Below are 23454 nucleotides of genomic sequence, written 5' to 3'. Positions count from 1 at the left end.
CAGGTGGGAAGTAATTGTCAGAAGGGAAGGGCCCTGAGAAGGGCCTCTCATTATCCGAAAATAAGCTTCAGGATATGGAAGAAAACGATAGCCAGAAATGCACCCGCAGGGAGGGTGATCAACCAGGACATGAAGATGGTGCCGATGACTCTAAGGTTAAGGGCTCCAATACCACGGGCAAGCCCAACGCCCAATACAGCCCCTACCAGAGTGTGAGTAGTGGAGATGGGTAACCCTGTTCCTGATGCCAGAACCACGGTTGTTGCTGCCGCCAGCTCTGCTGCAAAGCCTCTGCTGGGGGTCAGCTCAGTAATATGTGTGCCTATGGTGGCCATGACCCGGTAGCCATAAGTTGCCAAGCCAACAACGATACCTGCAGCGCCCAGCAAAAGAACCCAGCTTGGCATGGAGGCCTTACCCGCTATTTCACCACCGCTGGCAACAATACTGGCGACCGCAGCCAGTGGGCCTACTGCGTTGGCAACATCGTTGGAACCATGAGCAAATGCCATGGAGCAGGCAGTGAAAATCATCATCACACCAAACACTTTCTCAACACTGGAGAAGTGAAAAGCTTTATCGGCCTGGGCATCTTCCTTTATTTTGGAAAGCGCTATTTTGCCAGCCATCATAACCAGCAAACCAATCAAAAGAGAAAGCAGAATACTGTCTCTGAAGTCCAGAGGCATACCTATATGCTTGAGTCCTTTAATCAGGGTCACCATGGCCATCATGAACCCTACCAGAAACATATAGACAGGGACGTAGCGCTTGGCATTTCTAAAAGGGTTGTCAGTATCCAGAATCAGTTTCTGAACACTCATGAAAATCATGAAAGCAATGCAGCCGGACATGATGGGCGAAATGACCCAGCTGGCCACTATTGAGCTGACTTTGCCCCAATTAACAGCATCTACCGAAATGCTGACAGCGGCAAATCCGACGATAGCGCCAACAATGGAATGAGTGGTGGAAACTGGCCAGCCATAATGTGTAGCCACTAATAACCAGGTGCCTGCGGCCAGAAGGGCTGCCATCATGCCGTAAACCAGCAATTGAGGGTTTTCCAGCAATTCAGGCATATTGGGATCAATAATGCCTTTTCGTATCGTGTCAGTTACTGATCCACCGGCCAGGTAAGCTCCCAGAAACTCCAGACATACAGCGATGATAATGGCTTGCTTGATCGTCAGAGCTTTTGAGCCAACGGAAGTCCCCATTGCATTGGCTACGTCATTGGCTCCCACGCCCCAGGCCATAAAAAAGCCGAAGAGACAGGCCAGAATCAGCAGTATCGTTCCATACTCAGCGATAATGCTCATGGATGTTATTCCAGATAATAGAGTTAACGGGCAAGCAGCAACTGAAGGTAGCTGCCAACTCTTGAAGCGCGATCAGCCAGATCACCGACCCAATCAATAATTTTATAGAGGAACATGACGTCCACCGGAGGAAGGTCTTTTTCTAGTTTGAATAGAATTTTTCTGACTTCAATCTGGTGTTTGTCTGTGTCACTTTCAATTTGATCAAGTTCTTCTATCAGTTCTTCGACCAGATCCACTTCCCTGCCTCTGAAGCCTGTTTCAACCAGCTCATCCAGTTCGTCCATGGCTCTGACCGCCTGAGCGGAGGTAGCAATAGAACGTCTCAGGTAATCCAGAAAGGCTTCTCTCATCTCCCGGGGAATCATCATTTGCCGGCCTAGCACAATACCTGCGATATCCTTGGCACGGTTGGCTACCTTGTCTTGAACCGTAACGATCTCCAGTAGATCATTTCTGGGGACAGGCAGGAACAGACTTTTGGGCAGGGAGAGCCGAACATTCTTTTTGATGACATCGGCTTCGTGCTCAAGCTCAACAATGGTTTGCTGGATGTTTTCAACTTCCTGCCAGTCCCCATCAAAGGCAGCCTTGAAGAAAGGCTCCAGCTGTATGGCGCATTCGTGAGCCTTAGCTATGTGTTTCTGTATCGGGCCGATTGGAGAGCGGCCAAATACACTCGATAATAGGTTGCTGGTTGGCATAGTCGCAGACCTGTCGGGTTGAACGAAAAATTATAGGAGCTGACTGAAATTTGTGCACTGAAATTCCACTTACTTCAATAATGACAGAGAATTTCAGGGCTGCATTGGCCATAACAAAGCACCAGAGTTAAAGGTAAAATGGCGCTTTTAACCGTCGGTCAGCTACCCCATGAGTACTGAAACAGAGTTAAAGTTGTCTCTGCCACAAAAGCAGATACAAGCCCTTAAGACCCTCTCTTTCTGGAAAAAGTTCGCCAATTCGTCACCAGAAACCTTTCATTTGGGAAATACTTATTTTGATACCGCTTCGCGGAAGCTGAATCAGGCCAGAGTAGCGCTGAGAATCAGGGAGAAAAATGGTCAGTATTACCAGACCCTGAAAACCAAGGGGGAGAGTATTAATGGTTTAACTCGCCGTGGTGAATGGGAGTGGGAAATCAAGCGTGCAGAGTTGGATGTAGAAGGTTTGCAAAAGGTCTGGCCAGAGTCACTGGGCCCCCTCCCATCAGAAGAACTGGTGCCACTGTTTTCTACAGACTTTGATCGCACGTGCTGGTTAGTTGAATGGGATGAACCCTCGGCCAAAGTAGAAGTAGCCCTGGATTACGGTCATGTTCGCTCAGGAGAGGCCAGTTCGATTATTTGTGAGCTGGAGCTGGAGCTGGTGGAGGGTGATGAAAAAGCTCTCCAGAGTATTGCTGATCACTTATCTGTGGATATTGATTTACAGCCTGCGGACAAGAGCAAGGCTGAAAGAGGCTTTGAGCTGCTTCAGAAAGCCTGATCTGTTAAATAACTAAAAGTCTGGCGAGCAAAAGGACGGCTCCCAGACCTGTCAGAGCCTGAATCAGGGTGGCTATGGTAAACGATTTAAAGCCGGCCGCTGGACTGATTCCTGAGAACTGAGTAACGACCCAGAAATAGCTGTCATTGGCATGAGTGACCATCATTGAGCCGGTGCCTGCAGACAGTATTGCCAGTAGGCGTCCATTCTGGGAGTCGAGACCCAGACCAGGCAGCAGAGGTTCTATCATGGAGGCGGCACTGATCAGCGCCACAGTGGTAGAGCCTTGAGCAACTTTAAACGTTGCGGCAATCATAAAGGGAAGCAGCAGCCCGAGGCTGCCAGGCAGGCTTTCCGCAATCTTTGCTATATGGCCGGTTTGGGCAAGCATGCCAGCAAGAGCACCCCCGGCTGTGATAATCAAAATGATCATGGCGCAAGAGCGTATGCTTTCAGACAGCATTTGGGCGAGCCCGTTTTCGCACTTCATGATTAATGGCAAACTGGCCAGCAAGCCAAGAAAAAGTGCATTGGCAGGTTGTGAAAGAAACAGAGCCCAGGCGGGTTGCTCTCCAGCTGTTTGAAAGTTAGCGGTGGACATCAGTATCAATGGTAAAAGAATCGGGATAATGGAGTACCAGACATTCGTCTGATTGGCTGAAGGTACTGTCGATTGATTCTTAACGGGGATAGCTTGTTCATCCAGCCATCGGGTGACCCACTTGCCCCAAACAATGGCTGCGAGAGTCGACAGCAGAGCTATTACCATGGCCCACGGGATAATAAGGCTGGGAGAAATGCCCAGGATCAGGGCCGCCGCCGCGGGACCAGGAGTAGGGGGGACCAGGGCATGAGTAGCAAATAAGCCGCCACCCAGAGCAACACTCAAAGAGATCGGACTGCATGAGACTCTTTGGGCAATGGATTGTCTGATGCTGTTCAGAAGAATAAAGCCGGAGTCGCAGTACACCGGGATAGAAATGATATAACCTGCCATTCCCATGGCCAGCGCGGGATATCTTTCTCCAATCGTGAGTGTCAGCTTTTCTGCCAGCAGTACGGCGCCTCCTGACTTTTCCAGAATATGTCCCAGCAGAACGCCGAAAAGAATCAATAAGGCGACTTCACCGAATACTGACCCCATGTCCTGGGATATTCGGGGTGTGATTTCAGTGGCTGGCAAGCCTGAGATGAGACCTATGGCATAGGCACACAGCAGTAAAACCGCAAACGGTGGCCACTTGAAGCGACCAATCAACACCAGAATGGCTGCTATCAGGGAAAGAATAATCAATGAGCTTTGAAGTATTGGATGATCCACAGCAGAGTATTTTGACGGACTATTTATTAAAGAAGGGAGTATAGAGGGGGAATGACCACCCCGTAGCAGAGGTGGCTGTCCATTAAGATCTATTCACTGTCTCGAGTTGAGCGAGGCTCGTCGGAAGAGTTACCTGTTTGAGGCGTGACATTGTTCTGGGGAGTCACTGACCGAATCTTATTCTGGGCCATCCTCTCTTTTATGGACATCTTCCCAGCAGAAGGGCCACCAGTGGTCTGTTTTGTATATTCAGGTTTATTGAGGCTTTCCTGAGATTTTTCTTCGGTATCGTCCACAGGAATAGCTGGCTGGGTACCTGAACCCGGAGGTATCGGAGTGGTAGACATAAGGCCTCCTTGCCTTACTGGCGATATACTTAATTGAACTATAGCTGAAAGCCTGCATTTTCTTATAGGCATAAGCTGATGGTTTAGGGGAGAATAGCGAGAATTAGAATAAGCAGTTAATCGCCATGAGCCTGCCGATAAAGGTAGGTTGAAGGCAGAAAAAGGAATCGATCGTGACCAGTGTCCGAGAGCCGAAGTCAAACGCTAAACAATTCAAGGCCTCACTCAAGAACAGGGTGCTTCTTCTGGATCTACAGACGGCAGTGTCTGATCTGGTTCAGACCGGAATGATGAAGCAGCCTGAAGCGGATGAAATACTGGCTCGTCACCGTAATGCCGATCAGCTCAAGCTCCATCCACTGGAATATATTGCCTCACAGGATCTGAAAGATGCCCGTAACGGACAATCTCTGGATCTGGATACTTTGATGAACTGGCTGGCTGATCTGTCAGGACAGCCATACTTTCATATTGACCCACTGAAAATAGATGCTGCGGCCATTACTCCGTTAATGTCTCACGCTTATGCCATTCGTCATCAGATATTGGCGGTAGAGGTGAGTGCCGACGAAATGGTTATAGCCTCGGCACAGCCCTGGCACAGTGGCTGGGAAGATAACCTCCGGCATATCAATCGAAAGGAAATCAAACGGGTTGTTGCCAACCCGGCGGATATTCGACGCTATACCTCAGAATTCTACCGGTTAGCCCAATCCGTTTTGGGAGCTACCGAGCATAATGGCGTGCAATCCACCCAGCTGAACGGCTTTGAGCAGATGCTTGAGCTGGGTAATATGAAAGCCCCTGATGCCAATGACCAGCACATCGTTAATATTGTGGACTGGTTGTTGCAATATGCTTTTGAGCAGCGCGCCAGTGACATTCATGTAGAACCCAGACGAGAGCAAACCCATCTGCGCTTTCGAATTGATGGGGTGCTTCATCTGATCTATCAGATGCCTGCCAAGGTAGCTGCAGCAGTTACAAGCCGTCTGAAAATTCTGGGGCGTATGAATGTAGCTGAAAAGAGAAAGCCTCAGGATGGACGTCTGAAAACTCGTAATCCCGATGGCAATGAAGTTGAGCTGCGTCTATCAACGTTACCTACGGCTTTTGGTGAGAAGCTGGTCATGCGGATATTTGATCCGGATGTATTGGTCAAAGGTTTTGGGGAATTAGGATTCTCCAGAGAAGATGAAAGACGCTGGGCTCATATGACCGGTCAGCCCAATGGCATTGTGCTGGTGACCGGTCCTACCGGTTCAGGTAAAACCACGACGCTCTATTCAACACTGAAGAGTCTGGCGACCGATCAAGTAAATGTTTGTACGATCGAAGATCCCATTGAGATGGTGGAGTCCAGCTTTAACCAGATGCAAGTGCAGCATAACATTGATCTGACATTTGCCAGTGGTCTGAGGGCACTGCTGCGTCAGGATCCAGACATCATTATGGTCGGTGAAATTCGGGATCTGGAAACGGCAGAAATGGCTATTCAGGCGGCACTGACAGGACACCTCGTGTTATCCACCCTGCACACCAATGACGCACCTTCTGCCATTACCCGTCTGCTGGAACTTGGAGTTCCTCATTATCTGATTAAGGCAACGGTTCTGGGAGTTATGGCTCAGCGACTGGTCAGAACTTTATGTCCATCCTGCAAGCAGCCCGTCAAGCTGGATAAGTCGGGTTGGAAATCTCTGACACGACCCTGGTCGGCTCCTGCTCCTGCCCAGATCTTCCAGCCCGTAGGCTGCCTTGAGTGTCGTGATACAGGTTATAGAGGGAGAGCCGGTGTCTATGAGCTCATGCCTATGTCACAGCCTCTGAAAGGTATGTTGGAAGAGAATACGGATATAGAAACCCTTCGTCGTCAGTCTATCAAGGAAGGGATGTACAGCTTGCGACTCTCAGGCGCTCAAAAAGTCGCAGCAGGTTTAACAACCATTGAAGAAGTAATGAGGGTGACGCCGGATCAACAGCATTAAGGAGCCCGGAAAATTCATAAAGCTGCTTGTGCTGAACTGAGGGCTATTAAATTTCTGAAGTAGTTTTTTTTTGATACTTACTGAAATCGACACTTTATGAAATTTCCGGGCTAGCTCTCAGCTTATAAAAGAAATCATTGAAGTCTCCCACCGACTGTTCGATATTAATATCTGAAGTGACTAGGAACAGTCGGATAACAATGAAAACAATTACCCTCACATGTCTGCTTCTATTACCTTTTGCTGCTCAGGCGCAGAAAGTAATGGAACTGAAACCTACTGAGCAGCCCCAAAGCTTTGTTGAGCAGATGAAGCAAAGTTACGATCCAGCCATGGCTGATCTGGTGCTGGAGTCATACCTCAACAGTTTGCTGAAGGCTAATGCGATCAAGAATCAGCAATCATCCATTGAATATACCGTCAAGGCTAACCGTGAAGGCGAGTTGGTGGTAACACGACATCAGCAGCAGGATAAAAAGCTGGTAAGAAATAATAATACCTTGACGGTATACGGCGTTGGACATGTTCTGGAATCGGAATGTTCCAGAATGGAACAGCGTTGTTGGGTTTTTTATCCAGACAGGGATGAGCGTTGGTTAGAAATCGACTATTCACCAAAAGCCGTGAAAGAACTGGCTAAGGGAATGGGGCTTCTGATTAAAGAGTTGCAGCGGTAAGCAAGCAACTCTTTTTGATTTAGATGGACTCCAAATACTGATAGGTGGCTTGCAGTGCCGCCTCGAGTCGTTTGGTTTTAATATTATCTGTACAAACCTTGATGACTCTGGCGTCCACAGGGGAGATAAATTCGTCATCCGGAATAATCACTTCATCCCCATCAAGCCGAGCATCCGTTTTCTCATAATGCTCCAAAAAAAGGTTGCCAAGCTTTTTATCGCCCACAGATCCTCTTTTAGCCACAAACGATGTCACAGCATGAAGAAAGTCTGAGGTCATGGATCTATCAATAGGATGAGAGGTTAGATTGAGCAATGCTGGAATATTCAGCTCCGCCAAATGCTCTTGAAAAAAAATGACAATTTCGGTCAAACCATTCATCTGCTGACTGATGATATAGAGAGTATCCTCTGTGGGTTCGCATTGATGAGTTGATTGTTTAAAGCCTGTTACAAAGTTATTGGCGTACTTTCGAATAGATTGACAGAGAATATTAAACTGCCTGTTTTCAATCACCGTGCTGGATTCGGATAAGGTGAGAAACTTACCGATACAAACGGATCTGGTGTGAGAGATCTGAAGTTGTTCATGTAAATTCCACTCCAGATCATCAGATTCTTCAGTCTCAGATAAGTCCGAAAAGTCTGTTGTGGGCTCTAAATAGTCTGTATGGAAGTCTTCTTTTGTAAAATCATGGCTAATGCTAAGAATAGGGGTCAGAAGCAAGCATAAGAATAAAATCCCGTGTATCAGTTTTGTAGTACAGGAATTTGATAATTGTTTTTTTCTTAGCTTCAAAAGCTACTTCTCCTATAGCTGTATCGAAACAACCCTGTTAAATAAAGCAGCAATATTAAATTTTTCAAGAAAAGATTGTTTTTTAAGAGTAGGTCCAAAAAGATTTAGAAAAAGTAGGGGAAGAGCTTCCGAAAAGTTATATGGTTTTAAGTCTCTACGATCTATCCTGGTCGCGAATTAGATTGAAGTTACTGCTTTTGTTCAGGAGTAAAGGTCTGACAAGACCTGCAAGTCAAACATAGCATGTATCCCCAAGCTGCCGCTGTCACGCATACAGGAGGACGTTGCTGTTATACACATGCTGGTGTTTTTAAGAAGGGTAAGCCTGTAAAGGTAAGTCTCCCCAAACTGCCGCTGTCACGTAAGCCCGTTGCTGTTAAGCAACGGTGGAGGTTACTGTGATGAATCGGGCTTTCCACTACAAGGTGGACATGCGCTCCAGCATCAACGAGGAACTTCCTGGTTTGGTATTATCAGCCCGGGTCTTTAATGACTGGCAAACAGGCCAGGGAGACTTGACCGGGATTATATCGGTTCTGCCGTACAAGTCTGTAGGTTTTTTTTGCTATTGATCTTTTTGCTGATAGCTCAAATGGTTTTTTACAGTGATGGGCAGGTAGCCATTGGGGGGCAGCGGCTGCAGAAGGCTAAAAAGGCAGAAACCGTCCAGGCTGGGTTGTGGACGGTTTTCAGATTGAGAATGTATAAGGGACGATGGACTTAGCTTTCAATTGACATAAGCGCCTGGTCCAGTTTACCCAGCATCTGTTTAATCTGTTCCTGGGCATCAGAATTGTCAGTCAGGCTCTGATGTTTGCTTTGCAACAGTTCATAACTGATGTTCAGGGCTGCCATGACAGCAATGCGCTCGGCACCTATTACTTTGCCACCGGCTCTGATCTGTTTCATTTGTTCGTTCAGGTACTGAGCTGCCTGATGAAGATTTTCTTCTTCTTCTTTGGGGCAGCTGATCCGGTATTCCTTGTCCAGAATACTGACGGTAGTTGTGGATGGACTGTCCATTAGGATTCATGCTCCAGAGTACGCAGGCGGTTGATCATGGCCTCGACCTTGCCGCGTGCGACATCGTTCTTTTCCATAAGTTGAGCGCGTTCGGCCAGCCAGGATTGCTCCTTGGCACGCAGTAACCGGTTTTCTTCTTTCAGTTTCAGGCTGATGGCTACCAGGTAATCAATTTTCTGGTTCAGAGCTGCGAGTTCGTGGTCGTTCATAGGTTCCGGGACCGTGTTATTGGATCTACTATAGCGGCTGTAGGTATACAGAACAATGCCTTTGCGATTTGCCCACTCGATAAATCTGGTACACTCCAGCCACTATCGAGTATTCATAGAGCCTCGGGTACTGGGTTCCTGTCGAATTTCCAATCTTTCCTGAAAAAAGGTCGGTTGTTCAGTCTTCAACGGAGCCTCTCCGAACTGGCTTTCAAGGTAATTGCAATGACAAATAATGATGCAGCTATTGAGGCGGTAGCCTTTGATGAGCTGGCGGATCGACTGGTAGAAATGGGCGGTGGTAGTCACCCCTCCGAACTGCATGGCATTCTTTGTGGTACGTTTGCTGCGGGCAGTCAGCCAGGTGTTGAAACCTGGTTCAGACAGGTAGCGGGTTTGTTGGATGACCAGGAGCTGGACAGCCGCTTTCAGGACGTGTTGTCGAATATGTATCAGGGCACTCTTCAGCAGCTTGATCAATCCGATTTCTCCATTGCTTTGTTGCTGCCTGATGACGAAGAAGCCCTTGAACAGAGAACAGAAGCACTGGGTTACTGGTGTCAGGGATTCCTGTCCGGCTTTGGTGAAGTCATTGGCAATAAGTCATTGAGTGAAGCAGTGGAAGGCGTATTGAGCGACTTCTCTGAAATTGCCCAGATTCAGCCAGAACCGGATGACAGTGATGAATCCGAGCGCTTCTTTATGGAAGTCAGTGAGTTTGTGCGAATGGCACTGATCACGGTTTTCTCTGAGGTGACTTCTCAGGAAAAGAAAAAAGGCAGTGAGAAAAAAACCATCCATTAAGGATGGCTCTGCCAGTTAGAGTTGAAGGCATTTTTGGCTCATGGCTGTCTTTAGACTCAAGGCTGTTTTGTTCCCTTCGGTGTTAAACGGTTTTACACGTTAGTAAGGAGAGAGGGATGACCGGGAAGTACGATATCCTGATCATTGGTGGTGGACTGGTGGGTGCCAGTTTACTGTGTGCTCTGGAAAAAACGATCAGCGAGCAGAAGCTGAAAGTGGCTCTGGTTGAAACGCACTCCATTGACGAAGTCAGGGATGCACCGCCCAGTTATGACGCCAGAGCATCGGCACTCTCCTACGGAACCAGGCTGATCTATGAAGAGTTGGGTCTTTGGTCAGGGCTTGATCCTTTTGCCACGCCTATTCTGGACATTCAGGTGTCTGATCGTGGTCATTTTGGTAATACTCAGCTTAATCATCAGGAAGAAGGCGTACCGGCATTGGGATATGTGGTAGAGAACTTCCGACTGGGTGAGGTACTGCTTAAAAGGTTGAAGGATTATCGTGATCAGGGATTGGTTGAAGTACTCAGTCCGGCTCAGGTTCAATCCTTGCAACCAATGCCTGGTTCAGAAATGAAAGTGGTCATCGAAGAGTCTGGACAGTCTGTAGAGAAAGTGGCTTCCCTGGTGGTGCTGGCTGACGGCGGTCGCTCCAGTCTGATGGAAAAACTCTGTATTTCCAGAAAGCACTACGACTACGAACAGCATGCCTTGATTGCCAATGTTTCCCTGGACAGACCTCATGACGGTGTCGCTTATGAGCGCTTTGCGGGAAGAGGTCCAATGGCGTTATTGCCTCTTTCTGATGACCGGTCAGCGCTGGTCTGGACGGTTCCCTCCGATGAAATAGACGACAAAATGGCATTGGATGATGATGCCTTTTTGGAAACCTTGCAGGAAAAGTTTGGTTATCGGGCAGGGGCATTTGCCAAAGTAGGTAAGCGTGAGACTTATCCGCTATCGCTCAATGTAGCTCGCGAGCAGGTCCGACCGGGGTTGGTTGTATTGGGTAATGCCGCGCATGCCATGCATCCTGTCGCAGGTCAGGGTTATAACCTGGCAATCAGGGATACAATGGCTCTGGCGGAGAATATTATTGAATCGCTCAGGCTGGGTGATGCCCCGGGTAGCCTGACTCGTTTGCTGCAATATGTCGAAGAGCAGAAATCCGATCAGAAAATGACTCTGGACTTTTGCGACGGTCTGGTGAAACTGTTTTCCCGACAGGAGTTGCCTGTGATTCTGGCCAGGAATCTTGGACTGACCTGTCTGGATCTGAATCGTAGCTTGAAAGGGCGTCTTGCCCGCAAGGCTATGGGTCTTTGATATTGGTTTTCCGTCTTGAACTAAAGCAGTGAGCGCGAATATTTATTTAGGAGATTTCGGGTGAAATCATATGATCTGGTGATTGCTGGTGGAGGCATGGTAGGTGCTTCTCTGGCCTTATCCCTGTCGGAAACGGATCTGAAAATTGCGGTGATTGATCAACAGTCACTCACGGCTCCAGCCTTTTCTCCTGACAGTGGCTATGCTCCCCGGGTCAGTGCCCTCACGGAAGCTTCGTCCAGATTGTTTCAAAAACTGGGAGCCTGGGAGCTTATGACAGCCCAGCGCACCATGCCTTATCAACATATGTATGTCTGGGACAGCGAAGGAACAGGGGATATAGAGTTTGATGCCAAGTCTGCTGGCTTCAAAACCCTTGGGCACATTGTTGAAAATAATGTCATTCGCAATGCCCTGCTGCAAAAGCTGGCTAAAACAGACATTGATTGTTACCCGGGCCAGTCAACCATTGACTATCAGCTCGGCGAGCCACATCAGGTTCAGCTAGATGATGAGAAGATAGAAGCACGCTTGCTGGTGGCTACAGATGGGGCTGAATCCCGTTTAAGGAAACTGTCCTCAATTCCATCCAGCCAGAAAGATTATCTCCACCATGCTGTAGTTACTACCGTAGAAACAGAGCAATACCATCAGGATACCGCCTGGCAGGTCTTTCTGGATACAGGGCCATTGGCTTTTCTGCCTATGCCCAGTCGGGACGGTAAACACTACTGTTCTATTGTCTGGTCTCTGATTCCGGATCGTGCTGATGAGATATTGGCGCTGGATGACGAGGCTTTCTGCCAGGCAATTGAGAGAGCATTTGAATCCAGACTGGGATCTGTTATTTCTGCTGACCCCCGCTTTCGTTTTCCACTCAAACAGCGTCATGCTCGTCAGTACCATCGTAATAAAGTTGTACTGGCTGGCGACGCGGCCCATACGATCCATCCTCTCGCCGGGCAGGGCGTTAACCTCGGGCTGCAGGATGTAGAAGTCCTTTCTGAAGAGATTACCCGAGCCGTAGAGCGGGGTGATGATTTCTCTGGCAGCCATATCCTGAATCGGTATGAGCGCAGAAGAATGGGCAGCAATCTGCTGATGATGAAATCCATGGAAGGCCTGCAAAACCTCTTTGCCGCCGATGATATTGGTATTCGCTGGTTGAGAAATACGGGTCTGAAAGTGACCAACAGCTTACCTCTGGCAAAGGATGTGTTGATCAAACACGCCATGGGGATGTAAGGCTCCTGAATTGTTCCTCCTAATATAGATAGCGGCTCATTTCTTAGTGAAGGTCGCTTTCTTTTCCTATGCTTTGTTCTTCGCTTCTTCATTAAAGACACTTCAGTGCTTCCTGCCTGGAGGGTGAAGAAAAGATTCTGTTCAATCAGTTTTGGAACATTGCATGAGAAATTGGCTGCTGGTTTGGTGTGTTCTACTGCCTGCAATGGCGCAGGCTATGCCTGATAAAGACGATTATGTGGTCACACTGGTTCGGCATGGTGACCGAAGTCCTCGTTACCCGATGGAGACCAAACTGTGGCCAATGGGGGCAGGTGAGTTGACTGGGCAAGGCTTTCAGCAATGTTTTGAGGCAGGCAAGAAGTTTCGAGCTGCCCAGTTGCCCGCTGGCTTTCCTGAACTGTGGACTCCAGAGTTGAGTGTCCACCGCTCCCGTGGTTTGGATAGAACCATACAGTGTGCCAATACCATGCTGCAGGCCATATACCCTGGCAATAGGGCCAATGGTTCGGCATTTGCTGCGGTTCCTCCGGTTTATGCGGTACCCATGAATGAGGATTTTGTTCTGGGCTCACCCAATGCCTGTCCTGGCTACCACTACAGAATCAAACAGCTTGAGAAAACATCATCATGGCAAAAGCAAAAGGAGGCTCTGGGAGCTGAAAAAATGGCCCTATGGTCCAGGTATTCAGGTCAGCCCGCCACTCTTCACGGCATGGTTCGCTTTGCAGATACGCTGAATGCCCGAAAAATTCATGGAGTGCCTCGCCCCGAGTTTCTCTCTGCGCAAGATGAGAACAAGCTTCTTGAGGTCATGGACTGGTATTTTGAGCAGGTGAGCCACGACAAGACAGTGATCGAATTGGCTTCATACCATCTTCTGGAAACGATACAGAACCACTATAAACAGCACCGTGAATGTCTCAGAGAAGGTCGATCACAGTGTCAGTACTTTTATTTGATGTCGGTCAGTGACATCAATGTACTGGCGATGTTCAGTGTCCTGGGTCTGCCTCAAAACAAAAATGTGCCCTATGCAGGGATGCTGACCCTTCGATTCAATCAAAAATCCGGTCTTTCCGTCACGTTCAATGACCAGCTTCAGAAGCTGCCCTGTGGTGAATCGTGCAATTTGGAACAATGGAACCAGTTGGTAGCGGCCTCTCAGGTCGATAACTGGCCGGACCTATGCTGGCCTCAAGAACTGGAAGCTTCTATCAAAACGCCTGATATGCCGTCAGGGAGTAAAAAAGAAAAATAAGCGTTTTTCTGAACTATATTTATTCAGCTCCGTCCAATGACTGTATTAACGCAGAAATTCGCTGTGTCCAGTGTCATGGCGGGTTGTTCAGCCATTGAAAGTATCAGACTTCTGGCCATGTTCCAGAAGCAGCCATGCGAGACAGAAACATCTTCTTCTCCAGGGGCTGAAAGATGTTCAAGGTAACAATGAAAGTAGTATCCCTCGGGAAGGAGAGTTGAATGCGTAGGTCTTTGCTCGCAGGTGCCGTACCTGTTGTTGTAGTACTGGCAATGTTGCAGGGTTGTAGCAAGCCTCAGGATTGTCCAAAAGTAGCCCCTTCGGCGACAGAATCTGTCAGCCCGGTTGCTGAAGCAGAAAGTTATGACTGCACGTCTGTGGATTCCTCAGATGCAATGAAACAGGTTTGGTGCGAGGCTCGTGGTGCTTTTGATCAGAGCTCTGTGGCTGACGATGTTGCCAATTTTGATACTTACCTGAAAGGTTACCGTCAGGGTATTAATGATGCTCGCCGTGCAGAAACCAGCCAGGTATCCCGTGAAGTCCTTGAAGGACAAACGGAAAAACCTGACGAAGCAGGTTATCGTGCTGGTTACCAGCGAGTGGTAGAAGAACTGGGTATTCTGGAATACAACTGCAGCGACAGTGAAAAGGCCAGTGAATACAAAGATCGCTGGTGTGAAGCGGATGACGCTTATCGCATTGCCGGTGTGGGCAGCAGTGATAATCCATTCATCAGAGGTCGTTTTATTGATGGTTATATGGCCGGTGGCCGTGTAGCTCTGACCGTTCCAACTTCAATGGAAGCTTTCTTCAGCGGTGAAAACCCAGAAGGCAAGCAGCCTGCGATCTACAAGCGGGAAGGTGATGATGTTAAGCCTACTGAGCAGGCTTTCTACCGTGGTTTTGATGAAGGTTACAAGGCTATGATCGCCAGTATCAGAGAGTCTATCAACCAGGTGATGCAACAGATGCAGGTACCAAACAACATGCAGATGCCTGAGGGTCTCATGCCTCCTCAGCCTGGTCAGTAAGTTTTAACTGACATAATACGAAAAGAGCCCGGCTGTTAAGAATGACCGGGCTTTTTTTTTGCTGAAGTTAAACCATGCTGGATGAATGGATTCTAATGGCTCTCTCAAACTCCTGCCATTGCTCAGACGACATTAGAGACTTGAGCTCCCGTAGCAGTTGAATCAGCATATTTGCAGACATTGCACTTTGGATGTAGATGTGGGGTATCAGACTTCGGGAAAAGAGTGTTAATCGCAACTCCAGTTCACTAATAAAAGGTTGCAGGTGCTGATCCAACAGCTTTTGTGTGCTTCTTCTGTCATGAATTCTTGAGCTGACTGCCTGAGCCAGGCTCTGAATACGAGGCTCAGGTGCATTTGTTGCGAGTTCGGATGAAGAGGGGGAAGTCATATCCGGAGAAAAAACAGATCGAGAGGTTCTGACTAATCGCTCCAGTTGTTGAGCCAAGTCTGAAAGTTGTTCTGGGGACAGCATCACTTCAATGGTAAGAGCCATAGCGGCACTGACGCCTCCGGCAGATGTCGCCAGCACCGGTGTAAAGTACTGCTCCAGTACCCAGTTAAGTAATGCCTCGGTACTGACTGGTTGACTGGGGATGTATCGGAATTCGATGAAGTCATGGGCTTGTGTCTGGCTTCTAAAGCTTTGATGCTGAGCCTGACGTAGCTGATAGATAAATTCTTCCACGCTCTCAATGGTGGTAAAAAATTGTCTTAATACGCGCGCAAGTCGCTCTCTATGCTCTTTTATATTGTGGTTTTTAAACCATGAAAGTGCTTTTCCTACTTGGGCCCTCGTTTGTGATGCTTTATCTTTTGCGGCTTCATGCTGAATCCAGAGCATATTATTCAGTCGAGTCTGAAAATCGACCGCTGTAATCCTGATCATGCCTCGATTGGCTGCAGATTGACGCTGGTCAAACTGTTCTAACTTTAGGGTCAGCTGTTTACCCGGCTGCAACTTTTTCATAACAGCCGCTCTGGAAACAGGCCGGGCAGCTGGAGTGCTTGCTGGCTGAGTTAGGCTCTGGTGACTGCTCTGAAAATCCCGGGGGTTTGGGGTTCTATGTCGGTAGTTACGGCGTGAAGGTGGTTGATGAATACCCATCATGGATTGGTGGTGATCAGGTAGCGTATTGACGTCTCTCCTGATTCGATGATCTCTTCGCAGTGTCATGGTTCGTTCCGGGAGGGGCTCATCATCATCGGTATAGCCGCTGAAATCAGGCATTCTTCCTCTCTCAAGGCTATGCGATGGCTGAGGTGGTAATGAAGCGCCTCGAGTGTTCCAACTTTGTCCGTAAAGCCTGAGGAAGTATTGCTCAAAGCTATTCAGATTTTGTGTCTGAATGCTACTCAGTACAGCCTGTAAATGCTGCTGAATGGGAGAATTAGAAATTGAACCTTGATACTCGTTGCCCCTGGCAGTGGCCATCGGCTGCAGTCCCCTCATTCTTTGCAAAGTTGAGAGTTGCTGCTGAGACAGCTGGCTCTGATCCAGCAATAGCTTATAGTTAGCCAAAGTTAATGTTGGCATTTGCAGTTCGTGTTGCAAATGTGTGATCAATATCTCTCCAGCGTCGTATTGCCCGAGGTCCACTAAAGTCTGGATCAGATTGGTCAGTTGTTGAGCCATGAACTGAGGCGAGCTCGATTGAGAGGCCAGTCTTTGTAATATTCTGCGAAGGGTGGCCTGCACCATCTGACCGTGTTGATAAGACGCAGAGACTATGCTCATTGAAGACTGGCTAAACATGGATACCTGGCTCTCGTACCCGCTTAAGTCCTCACCAAAACCTTCTTGTGATGGAGAAAAAGTTTGGGAGGCTGTCATTGACTTGGGAGGTTTTGGCATTAGTCTGGCGTAGAGGTTTCTTTGAACATCGGTATCAGTGTTTTCCAGTATCAGCTGGATTATGTGCTCCTGGTGTTCGGTTTCTTGCAGAGCTCTGGTGAGTTCTCCCTGCTGCCGTGAATTATCACAAACCAGTACGTGACCATGAATAATCCTTATACCGAGTAATGTTGAGCCAGAAACCAGTTGTTTCAGATAGTCGAGAATGACCTGCTTTGCTGTTTCAGACTTCAGGTGCCTGAGAACTCTCTGCAGGTGACTGATGTCCCAAGTCATTCTTCTGAGTCTTTCTCTGAGAGGATTAGTCTGAGAAGGCTCTGCCAGCAATGGAGGTGTTGTCTGACTCTCAGGCATTGGCGGAGGGTCGTCTACAGTAAGAAGTCTTGGTGTACTTTCAAGAACGGGTACTTCAGCATGAGTCTCGGTTTCTGGCTCTTCCTCTTTATCGGTTGTTTCTACGGGCGGTGTATCAGAAGTTTCTGGCAGTTTTGGCTCAGGAGCTACTTCACTCATCATCCCATCAACAACTTCAGGATTTTCATGACTGATGAAATGCGCAAGGGCTAGGGCCAGAGGATCTGTCAGGCTAATCTCAATATCTGTGGGTCTGATTGTGCCAAACACGATATTGAGCTCATTATAGGTAGGCGTATCTGGGAGGTTCTTAAACGGTGGATAGAGCTGGAAAGCAGTTACAAGCAGCTTTTCCGTCTTTTTATCTGCTTTTTTAACAGCGTCATCACCCCCTGAATTCTTTTGTGCAATATTCCTTGACCATCTGGATGCAACAGGATAAATCAAGGAGAGCTTGTAACTAGGAAAATTTTTGATAACCCGCATCAGCCTCAACAGCTGGGATTTTTGAGTATCGGTCAATGCAGGCACGGTGGGCTCAGGCGTAAGAATTGTTAAATTAACATACGGCGCCGGTTTCTTATCTTTGTCTTCATGCTTCTGCTTATCTTTTTCAGTCGCTGGCTTTTTAGCCGCTTTGTCACTCGGTATTGATGAGGCATAAAATGCAGCAAAGGCATTGACTGCCGCCCCAGTTGTTGATGGGGCTGTGCTTGTGTCAGGATCTTCTTCTGTTGTTTGGACTGGCTTGGGGCTGGGTTTTTCTTTGACCACATCCTCTTTCTTCTCATCGTGTTTATGTTGAGAAAAGGTCAGCATTGATCCTACTTCTTCCGTTGTCAGCAGGCTGACAAAAACTTCCAGAGACTGAGTACGGCTTTTGCTGGCATAGAAGGAGGCTTTGGAGCCAGTGGGTGCATTGGTCCAAAACCCGGTCAGGGAGTTGGCTGAGCTGGCCTTCAGGTTCATGAGCGTCTGTAACTGCTGTAAACATTGCAGGGCTGTGGCTGGAAGATTCTCATCCAGCCAGCTTAATACCATCTCATAGTCGTCCATGCTGTGAACCCAACTTAGCAGGTGGTCCACCAGTGCATTGGCTTCAGAAGATAACTGAACTTGTGATTGGCCGACCACTCCAGGATGAGGGGGGTGACGCGACCTGCGCTTGCTGGAGAGCCTTGCCCAACTGGCGGGCCTGAATGAAAGTCTCCGTCTATGTGTATCCGCGGATGCAGCTTTTGGCAGAGGAAGAGGTTTGTAAGCAGGTAGTCGAGCCAAATGACTCTCTTCAAGAGCCAGACCATTATCCATTAACCACGTGATACCAGGTAAGTCATGATTCAGATAGGCCATGAGCTCGAGTGTTTGCTCATGATTTATGCCTTCTATCGCAGCTTCCAGCAAGTTCCTCAAAGCAGAACCCGACTGCATTCTTCTTTTGTACTCCTTTTCTTTTTTCTTGAACGCAAAAGCTTCTATTGCAGAAAGCCTTCCTTGAGTCGGGAATTTCTGTGATCTGCTGTTAATCAACGATTTTAATCGACTGGCGAAAGTACTGTGGTTTCCCAGATGGTGGTGATCAAGCCAGTTCAGAATGATCTGCAAATGTTGGTGTATAGAGCTGCTGCTGAGCAAAAAGCTAAAAAGGCTGCCAGCAAGGTCAACTTCAATATCGGTCAGAGCTGTCTCTATAGAAGGTTCGATCTGGGGTGGATCGTCTGGAGGTGTTGGGTCATCTGAGTGTTTTTTATCAGGGGCATTATCTCCGGGAGGTGGTGGAGGGTTAGGGGAGCGCTCTTGGTCATCTCTCGATTCGACTGGCTGTTCTTCTGGAGGTTTCCCTGAGTTTTCATCCTTGCTTTCAGGAACTTTGCGGATATTACCGGTTAGGTTGAAGGCCAGAAAATCCTGAAAAGGGTCTTCATCCGGGAAGGGCTGATCACAGATATGGTCTCCCCTGAAAAGCAGTTTCTGTAAGCGGATGGTTAAACCCTGACTACGGAATAAACGCTGACAAAGTGGATAATCATCTGATAGGGGCATCAATTCCAGATCAATTAAGAGATTGTGTAACTCCGAGTAATTGGCAAAATCGATCAGAACATCACCTTGAAAAGATTCCGCTGCTTTTAAAACGGGCACTTTATCCAGTTCTTCAGGAGGGATAATCGATCGCCAATCCTGCACTCTGAGTCGATAATAGGAGAAAGAGCTCTGACTGTTCAGGTTTAATCTTAAAACCGGTGTAATCCTGAAAGATGCCGGCTGTCGTGCAGGTGTTGAATCCTCCGGAACTGCAACAGATTGCCATTGGGGGTCAGTAGACAGCGTTTCGTTGGATTGAATATTCCTTAGCCGGTAGTATTCCCCTGTTCGCCTGTTTCTGAGATCAAGCCTGAGCACAGGCGTTGCATGGAATATTGAGGTATCAGAGTTGCCGTCTTCCGGGTCAGGCTCGGCATCAGGCTTTTCTTCATCAGGGTTTTGATTGCTACCGGTGATGGTGGCAGAGGGAGCGGAAGCCGATGTGAGGACGTCCCCTTCCTGGAAAGGTAATGTTTTATAAACCCAATGCACCCCCGGAAGCAGGCGATACTCACAGGGTTCTTCTTCCATTTGCATCAATTTGTTCAATGTATGTCCTGGCTTAATTAACAAGACACACTTGGGCATCATGACAGATTGGCTTGGTGGGTTAGTTTCGATGGCTGGAGTGGTTCCATCGGGAGGAGGCGAAAAGGGGTCTGGGGCGCTGAAGTCTGAATGTGGATGGCTTAAATATTTATAAAGCCAGTATAGAGGGTAGCCTCCCAGCTCAGGAAGCATCTGCTCAAGAAGTTGACCCATACCATCAGGCATTAAAAGTGCCCATTCATTGAAGACCTGTCCAAATGATTTTTGTTGCTCCCATACGTTTCTCTTTCTTTCATTTTTTTTGAAATACAGTGGGGCTGATTCAGTTGAGGAAAGACAGGCTTTTCCCATTAAACTTTCATCAAAGGCCATTAAAGAGGGGGTGAAAGTGCTGAGTATTAGTGTGGGGTAAAGAATAATAGGTAGAAAGCAACTCTGGCCCGATCCGTTCTTCATACGTCATTTAACTTACAGCCTGATTTAGGCTGTAAAGTGTAGTCGAACTTTTTTTAATGAAGTTGTGTTCAAAAATGGCAGGCTATTTAGGGTTGTCTATAGTTCTCTGGCACCAAGTTTCCTGCTGGAGAAGACTATGTCTGAGCTTGAGAAAATAAAAACAGTTGAAGAAGCCAAGCAATTGGTCAATCAACGCAAGCTGAATCATGTCAAAGTGGGTTTGTTTGATAATGATGGTGTCTTGTTGGGCAAATACATGAGCAGGGACAAATTTTTTTCTGCTCTGGATTCAGGCTTCTCATTTTGTGATGTGGTGCTGGGCTGGGACTGTCAGGATCAAATATACGACAATACTACTTTTACAGGATGGCATACCGGCTTCCCGGATAAGCAGGTACGTATTCTGCCGGAAACCGTACGCAGGTTGCCCTATGAAGATAATAAATTACTGTTTCTCGCTGAGTTCTCTGGTGAGGCCGAGCAGGTTTGTCCCAGAGGGCTTTTGCGCAGGGTGATTGAAAAAGCAGCCAGTATGGGCTTTTGGGCCAGAGCTGCCTGTGAGTATGAATTTTTTCTGTTCCAGGAAACACCGGATTCCATTCGCGAAAAAGGTTATAGGAATCTGAAACCTTTTACCCCCGATGCCTTTGGTTATTCTGTGATTCGCAACTCTGTGCACGCAGAGCTGTATCACCAGATTCTCAGTATGGCCCAGTCCATGAACTTTCCTATTGAGTCCATTCATCCTGAAACAGGCCCGGGAGTGATTGAAGCCGCGTTGGTCGTTGATGACATTCTTCAAGCGGCGGACAAGGCGGCCCTTTTTAAAACCTTTATGAAAGTGCTGGCTGAACGAAATGGCTTGATGGCAACCTTTATGGCTCGCTGGTCTTCAGAGCAGGCTGGACAAAGTGGCCATATTCATATGTCTCTGGTGGATGAGGAAGGGCAATCGGTTTTTTATGATGCCTCACAGCCGAATGGGATGAGTGCGGCACAAAGACATTTTATAGCGGGTCAGCAGCGATTGATGCCTGAATTTCTGGCTTTACTGGCGCCAACTATCAACAGTTACCGTCGTCTTTTACCGGGTTATTGGGCACCTACCCATGCTACCTGGGGGGTTGAGAACAGAACCTGTGCCCTGAGGTTGATTCCGGGTAATGAAAAATCTCAACGAGTTGAATACCGGTTAGGGGCTGCCGACGCCTGTCCCTATCTGGCTCTGGCTGCGGTGCTGGCTTCTGGTCTTTATGGTATTGAGCATAAGCTGGAGCCAACAACGCCCGTTACAGGTAATGCATATGCTCAGGAGTCTTCTGAAGAGTTGGCTTTGCCGCGATCTCTCTATGAAGCAGCTCAGGCACTGAAGGTGTCAGAAGCGGCAAAAACGTATTTTGGTGATACGTTTGTTGAGCATTACTCGGCTACCCGGGAGTGGGAAGAAATGGAATTTAGAAAACATGTGACAGATTGGGAGCTGGCACGATACTTCGAGATTATTTAGTCTTCACGATGATTGAATCTGGTCGGGTTCAGAGGTTATCAAAAGCTGACAAAAAGCTGCTGGTCATCTGTTTTAGTCACCAGATCAAGCGGAAGTCATGGCCAATAGTTTCTGACTGCCTAGGAGCATGCGGAGCTTTCCAAAGACTACTCTGTAGGTTGCTGGCTCAGCAGGAAGAGGTGGATAGCGGGCTGATGATTCAATGGATGCGTCAATTTTTAGACTCTTGAAGGGCCAGATGTATAAAGCTTCAGAGAGATGAGAGTCTCTTTGGAGAGGAAAATACTTTCAAGCTAAAATAATACAGATCTGGGATTTTGACAGTTGATCAACTTTCCAGAGCTTTTTATATTCAAGAGAGCTTGATTGAACATGAGGAATGGAGTCCGAGATGAATAAGGCCACCTTCTCTATCAGTCTGAATTCGCAACAGGTGTTGCAATATTATCAGGGCAAGAAAAACCGGGTGCAGGTGAATACCCGGGAAGGCTTCAGTATGAGCCTGCCCTATGACATCCTGCTGAAGTTCGTAACCCGTGAGGGCGTTCACGGTACTTTCGAAATCTCTTACGGGTCCGACGGGAAGCTGGGAGAGCTTCGAAGGATTGGCTGAGCCTCTTTCCTTGCGTGTATCTGAATCAGTCTCATCATGGGGCTGACTTCTGTACGCCAGCATTGTTCACCCCTATCTGAGCCCAAAGTGTTTCTCGATCCATTGTGTATGGTTTTTAGAAACGGTGTCACTTCGAACATCCAGCATTGTTCCAGCCAGACAAACTCGTCTGAGTTTTTCCAATCCTTTGTCTGACTTTCTGGACAATCGGTAGCGGTACTCGAAATGACCCTGGGACCTTGTGGTGGGCTGATATTTATCAGGGCGTCAGGGTGGCAGATAAACTTCGCTTCAGTCAGCGTGTATCTCGGGTGAGTCACTTTAATGGTGTAGGGGTCTTTACTGGGCTTAACATTTAACAGCATAACCCCTCCATCTTCTGAGGTCTTATCCAGAGATAACGACTCTAGAGGCGGGTACACCTGACGGTCACCGGAAAAAATGGCCAGTGGATCCGTGAAACGGTTATAAATGTTATTAATGTGGCTGTAGACGAGCATGTTAATCGGCAGGTCTGTTTTACAGCTAAATGGACCAAAGCTGATCATGTCAAAATAGTATTGACCTTCATGAGTGCTTGGCGTCAGTTCCACAACAGCATCTTTTAACCCATGGGGGCAATCTTTCAGTGTCTTGTCATGTGGGGTGACTGTTGTGACAACGTGACATCTCCCGGGCAAAGCTTCTGAGGTGAAGCGGTAGCGCATAGAGTGTTCCAGTAAAGCGTAAATATAAGTCGTGGGAACCTGGAAAGTTACTCGCTGGTTTTCACCCGTGTATAGTTTTACTCTCGGCTCTATATAGCCTGAGTGGATACGAGGGTAGCTGAAATAACCATCATCAACCTCTATATAAAGGGTGAAAGGTTTAAGGTCGGAGACTTCAAAAAAGAGAATACCGTTATCATCGGTTTTGCCAACGTATGAATTTTTATCATTTTTTATCTGATAGATGTCGGCATCGTTAATAGGTTTATCATATTCGAAATGACGCGCAAACACTTCAATGAGGTGCCGGTTTGGACAGGTATCTGAAGCTCCCACGAAGGAGCTTGAGAGCAGCAAGGCAAGCAGTACGTGCTTCATTATTTTTTAGTTAGTCAGTTGCTTTGCTGTACCAGCTTAGATCACTTTTCAAAAGGCGCTATCAATGGCATTGCGCTGGAAAGTGGCTATGAAACAGCAAGATA

19 protein-coding genes and 1 other RNA gene are annotated in these 23454 nt (G+C 47.7%); 10 read left to right on the top strand and 10 right to left on the bottom strand.

Annotation, left to right across the window (positions count from 1 at the left end):
* Window positions 1-50: 50 nt before the first annotated feature.
* Together WG89_RS11530 and WG89_RS11525 are read right to left on the bottom strand one after the other, a co-directional pair.
* Entirely contained in the window at window positions 51-1322 is a 1272-nt protein-coding gene (locus WG89_RS11530; RefSeq protein ID WP_062265926.1) for an inorganic phosphate transporter, read from the bottom strand.
* A 23-nt stretch (window positions 1323-1345) separates the two neighbouring features.
* On the bottom strand, window positions 1346-2026 hold the full coding sequence (locus WG89_RS11525; RefSeq protein WP_062265924.1) for a TIGR00153 family protein: 681 nt from the start codon (window positions 2024-2026) through the stop codon (window positions 1346-1348).
* Between the two features lie 169 nt (window positions 2027-2195).
* On the opposite strand from WG89_RS11525, the gene WG89_RS11520 reads away from it, so the two are divergent.
* A complete protein-coding gene (locus tag WG89_RS11520) occupies window positions 2196-2810 on the top strand; it encodes a CYTH domain-containing protein (protein WP_062265921.1) in 615 nt (204 codons plus the stop codon).
* A 4-nt stretch (window positions 2811-2814) separates the two neighbouring features.
* Here WG89_RS11520 and WG89_RS11515 read toward each other — a convergent pair whose 3' ends face one another.
* Entirely contained in the window at window positions 2815-4131 is a 1317-nt protein-coding gene (locus WG89_RS11515) for a GntP family permease (RefSeq protein ID WP_172806793.1), read from the bottom strand.
* 89 nt (window positions 4132-4220) lie between these two features.
* Window positions 4221-4478 carry a hypothetical protein gene (locus WG89_RS11510; RefSeq protein WP_062265915.1) on the bottom strand — a complete coding sequence of 86 codons (258 nt, stop codon included), beginning with the start codon at window positions 4476-4478 and terminating at the stop codon, window positions 4221-4223.
* Between the two features lie 236 nt (window positions 4479-4714).
* On the opposite strand from WG89_RS11510, the gene tfpB reads away from it, so the two are divergent.
* On the top strand, window positions 4715-6466 hold the full coding sequence (tfpB, locus tag WG89_RS11505) for a type IV pilus assembly ATPase TfpB (protein WP_062266017.1): 1752 nt from the start codon (window positions 4715-4717) through the stop codon (window positions 6464-6466).
* A gap of 263 nt (window positions 6467-6729) precedes the next feature.
* The gene (locus WG89_RS11500; protein WP_153301549.1) at window positions 6730-7143 is read left to right on the top strand and encodes a hypothetical protein; all 414 of its coding nucleotides are present in this window, start codon (window positions 6730-6732) and stop codon (window positions 7141-7143) included.
* A 19-nt stretch (window positions 7144-7162) separates the two neighbouring features.
* Here the strand turns inward: WG89_RS11500 and WG89_RS11495 are convergent, their stop codons facing one another.
* The 4 genes from WG89_RS11495 to WG89_RS11480 form a co-directional block, all read right to left on the bottom strand.
* Window positions 7163-7870: a hypothetical protein gene (locus WG89_RS11495; protein WP_062265910.1), complete on the bottom strand. Its 708-nt coding sequence runs from the start codon at window positions 7868-7870 to the stop codon at window positions 7163-7165.
* A gap of 408 nt (window positions 7871-8278) precedes the next feature.
* Window positions 8279-8457, bottom strand: a non-coding RNA gene (gene ssrS, locus WG89_RS11490) — 6S RNA.
* A gap of 205 nt (window positions 8458-8662) precedes the next feature.
* Complete coding sequence (locus tag WG89_RS11485; protein WP_062265907.1) at window positions 8663-8965, bottom strand: cell division protein ZapA; 303 nt, start codon at window positions 8963-8965, stop codon at window positions 8663-8665.
* On the bottom strand, window positions 8965-9174 hold the full coding sequence (locus WG89_RS11480; protein ID WP_062265904.1) for a TIGR02449 family protein: 210 nt from the start codon (window positions 9172-9174) through the stop codon (window positions 8965-8967). The genes WG89_RS11485 and WG89_RS11480 overlap by 1 nt, the downstream gene beginning before the upstream one ends.
* Before the next feature lie 225 nt (window positions 9175-9399).
* Between WG89_RS11480 and WG89_RS11475 the strand changes: the two genes are divergently transcribed.
* From WG89_RS11475 to WG89_RS11455, 5 genes are all read left to right on the top strand, one after another.
* On the top strand, window positions 9400-9978 hold the full coding sequence (locus WG89_RS11475) for a UPF0149 family protein (protein WP_153301548.1): 579 nt from the start codon (window positions 9400-9402) through the stop codon (window positions 9976-9978).
* Window positions 9979-10094: 116 nt separating this feature from the next.
* The gene (gene ubiH / locus WG89_RS11470; protein ID WP_062265899.1) at window positions 10095-11306 is read left to right on the top strand and encodes a 2-octaprenyl-6-methoxyphenyl hydroxylase; all 1212 of its coding nucleotides are present in this window, start codon (window positions 10095-10097) and stop codon (window positions 11304-11306) included.
* 60 nt (window positions 11307-11366) lie between these two features.
* Window positions 11367-12551 (top strand): FAD-dependent monooxygenase, encoded by a 1185-nt coding sequence (locus tag WG89_RS11465; RefSeq protein WP_079253799.1) that lies wholly within the window; start codon window positions 11367-11369, stop codon window positions 12549-12551.
* A 163-nt stretch (window positions 12552-12714) separates the two neighbouring features.
* Window positions 12715-13812: a histidine-type phosphatase gene (locus tag WG89_RS11460; protein ID WP_062265896.1), complete on the top strand. Its 1098-nt coding sequence runs from the start codon at window positions 12715-12717 to the stop codon at window positions 13810-13812.
* A 221-nt stretch (window positions 13813-14033) separates the two neighbouring features.
* Window positions 14034-14846, top strand: a complete 813-nt coding sequence (locus WG89_RS11455; RefSeq protein WP_062265893.1) for a hypothetical protein — start codon at window positions 14034-14036, stop codon at window positions 14844-14846.
* Window positions 14847-14913: 67 nt separating this feature from the next.
* On the opposite strand, the gene WG89_RS11450 is transcribed toward WG89_RS11455, so the two are convergent.
* A complete protein-coding gene (locus WG89_RS11450) occupies window positions 14914-19914 on the bottom strand; it encodes a hypothetical protein (protein WP_153301547.1) in 5001 nt (1666 codons plus the stop codon).
* Window positions 19915-20281: 367 nt separating this feature from the next.
* On the opposite strand from WG89_RS11450, the gene WG89_RS11445 reads away from it, so the two are divergent.
* Entirely contained in the window at window positions 20282-21652 is a 1371-nt protein-coding gene (locus WG89_RS11445; protein WP_062265886.1) for a glutamine synthetase family protein, read from the top strand.
* 391 nt (window positions 21653-22043) lie between these two features.
* Entirely contained in the window at window positions 22044-22265 is a 222-nt protein-coding gene (locus WG89_RS29355) for a DUF2835 family protein (protein ID WP_172806792.1), read from the top strand.
* Here the strand turns inward: WG89_RS29355 and WG89_RS11435 are convergent.
* A complete protein-coding gene (locus WG89_RS11435; protein WP_062265880.1) occupies window positions 22220-23350 on the bottom strand; it encodes a hypothetical protein in 1131 nt (376 codons plus the stop codon). The genes WG89_RS29355 and WG89_RS11435 overlap by 46 nt on opposite strands.
* Between the last annotated feature and the right edge of the window lie 104 nt (window positions 23351-23454).

The organism is Endozoicomonas arenosclerae (assembly GCF_001562015.1).
Classification (GTDB): domain Bacteria; phylum Pseudomonadota; class Gammaproteobacteria; order Pseudomonadales; family Endozoicomonadaceae; genus Endozoicomonas_A; species Endozoicomonas_A arenosclerae.
Note: the sequence above shows the minus strand (reverse complement) of the source record. Positions and strands in the feature narration are given on the sequence as shown.

Coding starts and splice junctions, on each gene's coding strand:
- WG89_RS11530 (WP_062265926.1), bottom strand. CDS start 1,322: ATGAGCATTATCGCTGAGTATGGAACGATACTGCTGATTCTGGCCTGT.
- WG89_RS11525 (WP_062265924.1), bottom strand. CDS start 2,026: ATGCCAACCAGCAACCTATTATCGAGTGTATTTGGCCGCTCTCCAATC.
- WG89_RS11520 (WP_062265921.1), top strand. CDS start 2,196: ATGAGTACTGAAACAGAGTTAAAGTTGTCTCTGCCACAAAAGCAGATA.
- WG89_RS11510 (WP_062265915.1), bottom strand. CDS start 4,478: ATGTCTACCACTCCGATACCTCCGGGTTCAGGTACCCAGCCAGCTATT.
- WG89_RS11500 (WP_153301549.1), top strand. CDS start 6,730: ATGGAACTGAAACCTACTGAGCAGCCCCAAAGCTTTGTTGAGCAGATG.
- WG89_RS11485 (WP_062265907.1), bottom strand. CDS start 8,965: ATGGACAGTCCATCCACAACTACCGTCAGTATTCTGGACAAGGAATAC.
- WG89_RS11480 (WP_062265904.1), bottom strand. CDS start 9,174: ATGAACGACCACGAACTCGCAGCTCTGAACCAGAAAATTGATTACCTG.
- WG89_RS11475 (WP_153301548.1), top strand. CDS start 9,400: ATGACAAATAATGATGCAGCTATTGAGGCGGTAGCCTTTGATGAGCTG.
- ubiH (WP_062265899.1), top strand. CDS start 10,095: ATGACCGGGAAGTACGATATCCTGATCATTGGTGGTGGACTGGTGGGT.
- WG89_RS11460 (WP_062265896.1), top strand. CDS start 12,715: ATGAGAAATTGGCTGCTGGTTTGGTGTGTTCTACTGCCTGCAATGGCG.
- WG89_RS11455 (WP_062265893.1), top strand. CDS start 14,034: ATGCGTAGGTCTTTGCTCGCAGGTGCCGTACCTGTTGTTGTAGTACTG.
- WG89_RS11450 (WP_153301547.1), bottom strand. CDS start 19,914: ATGCCTGATGGTATGGGTCAACTTCTTGAGCAGATGCTTCCTGAGCTG.
- WG89_RS11445 (WP_062265886.1), top strand. CDS start 20,282: ATGTCTGAGCTTGAGAAAATAAAAACAGTTGAAGAAGCCAAGCAATTG.
- WG89_RS29355 (WP_172806792.1), top strand. CDS start 22,044: ATGAATAAGGCCACCTTCTCTATCAGTCTGAATTCGCAACAGGTGTTG.
- WG89_RS11435 (WP_062265880.1), bottom strand. CDS start 23,350: ATGAAGCACGTACTGCTTGCCTTGCTGCTCTCAAGCTCCTTCGTGGGA.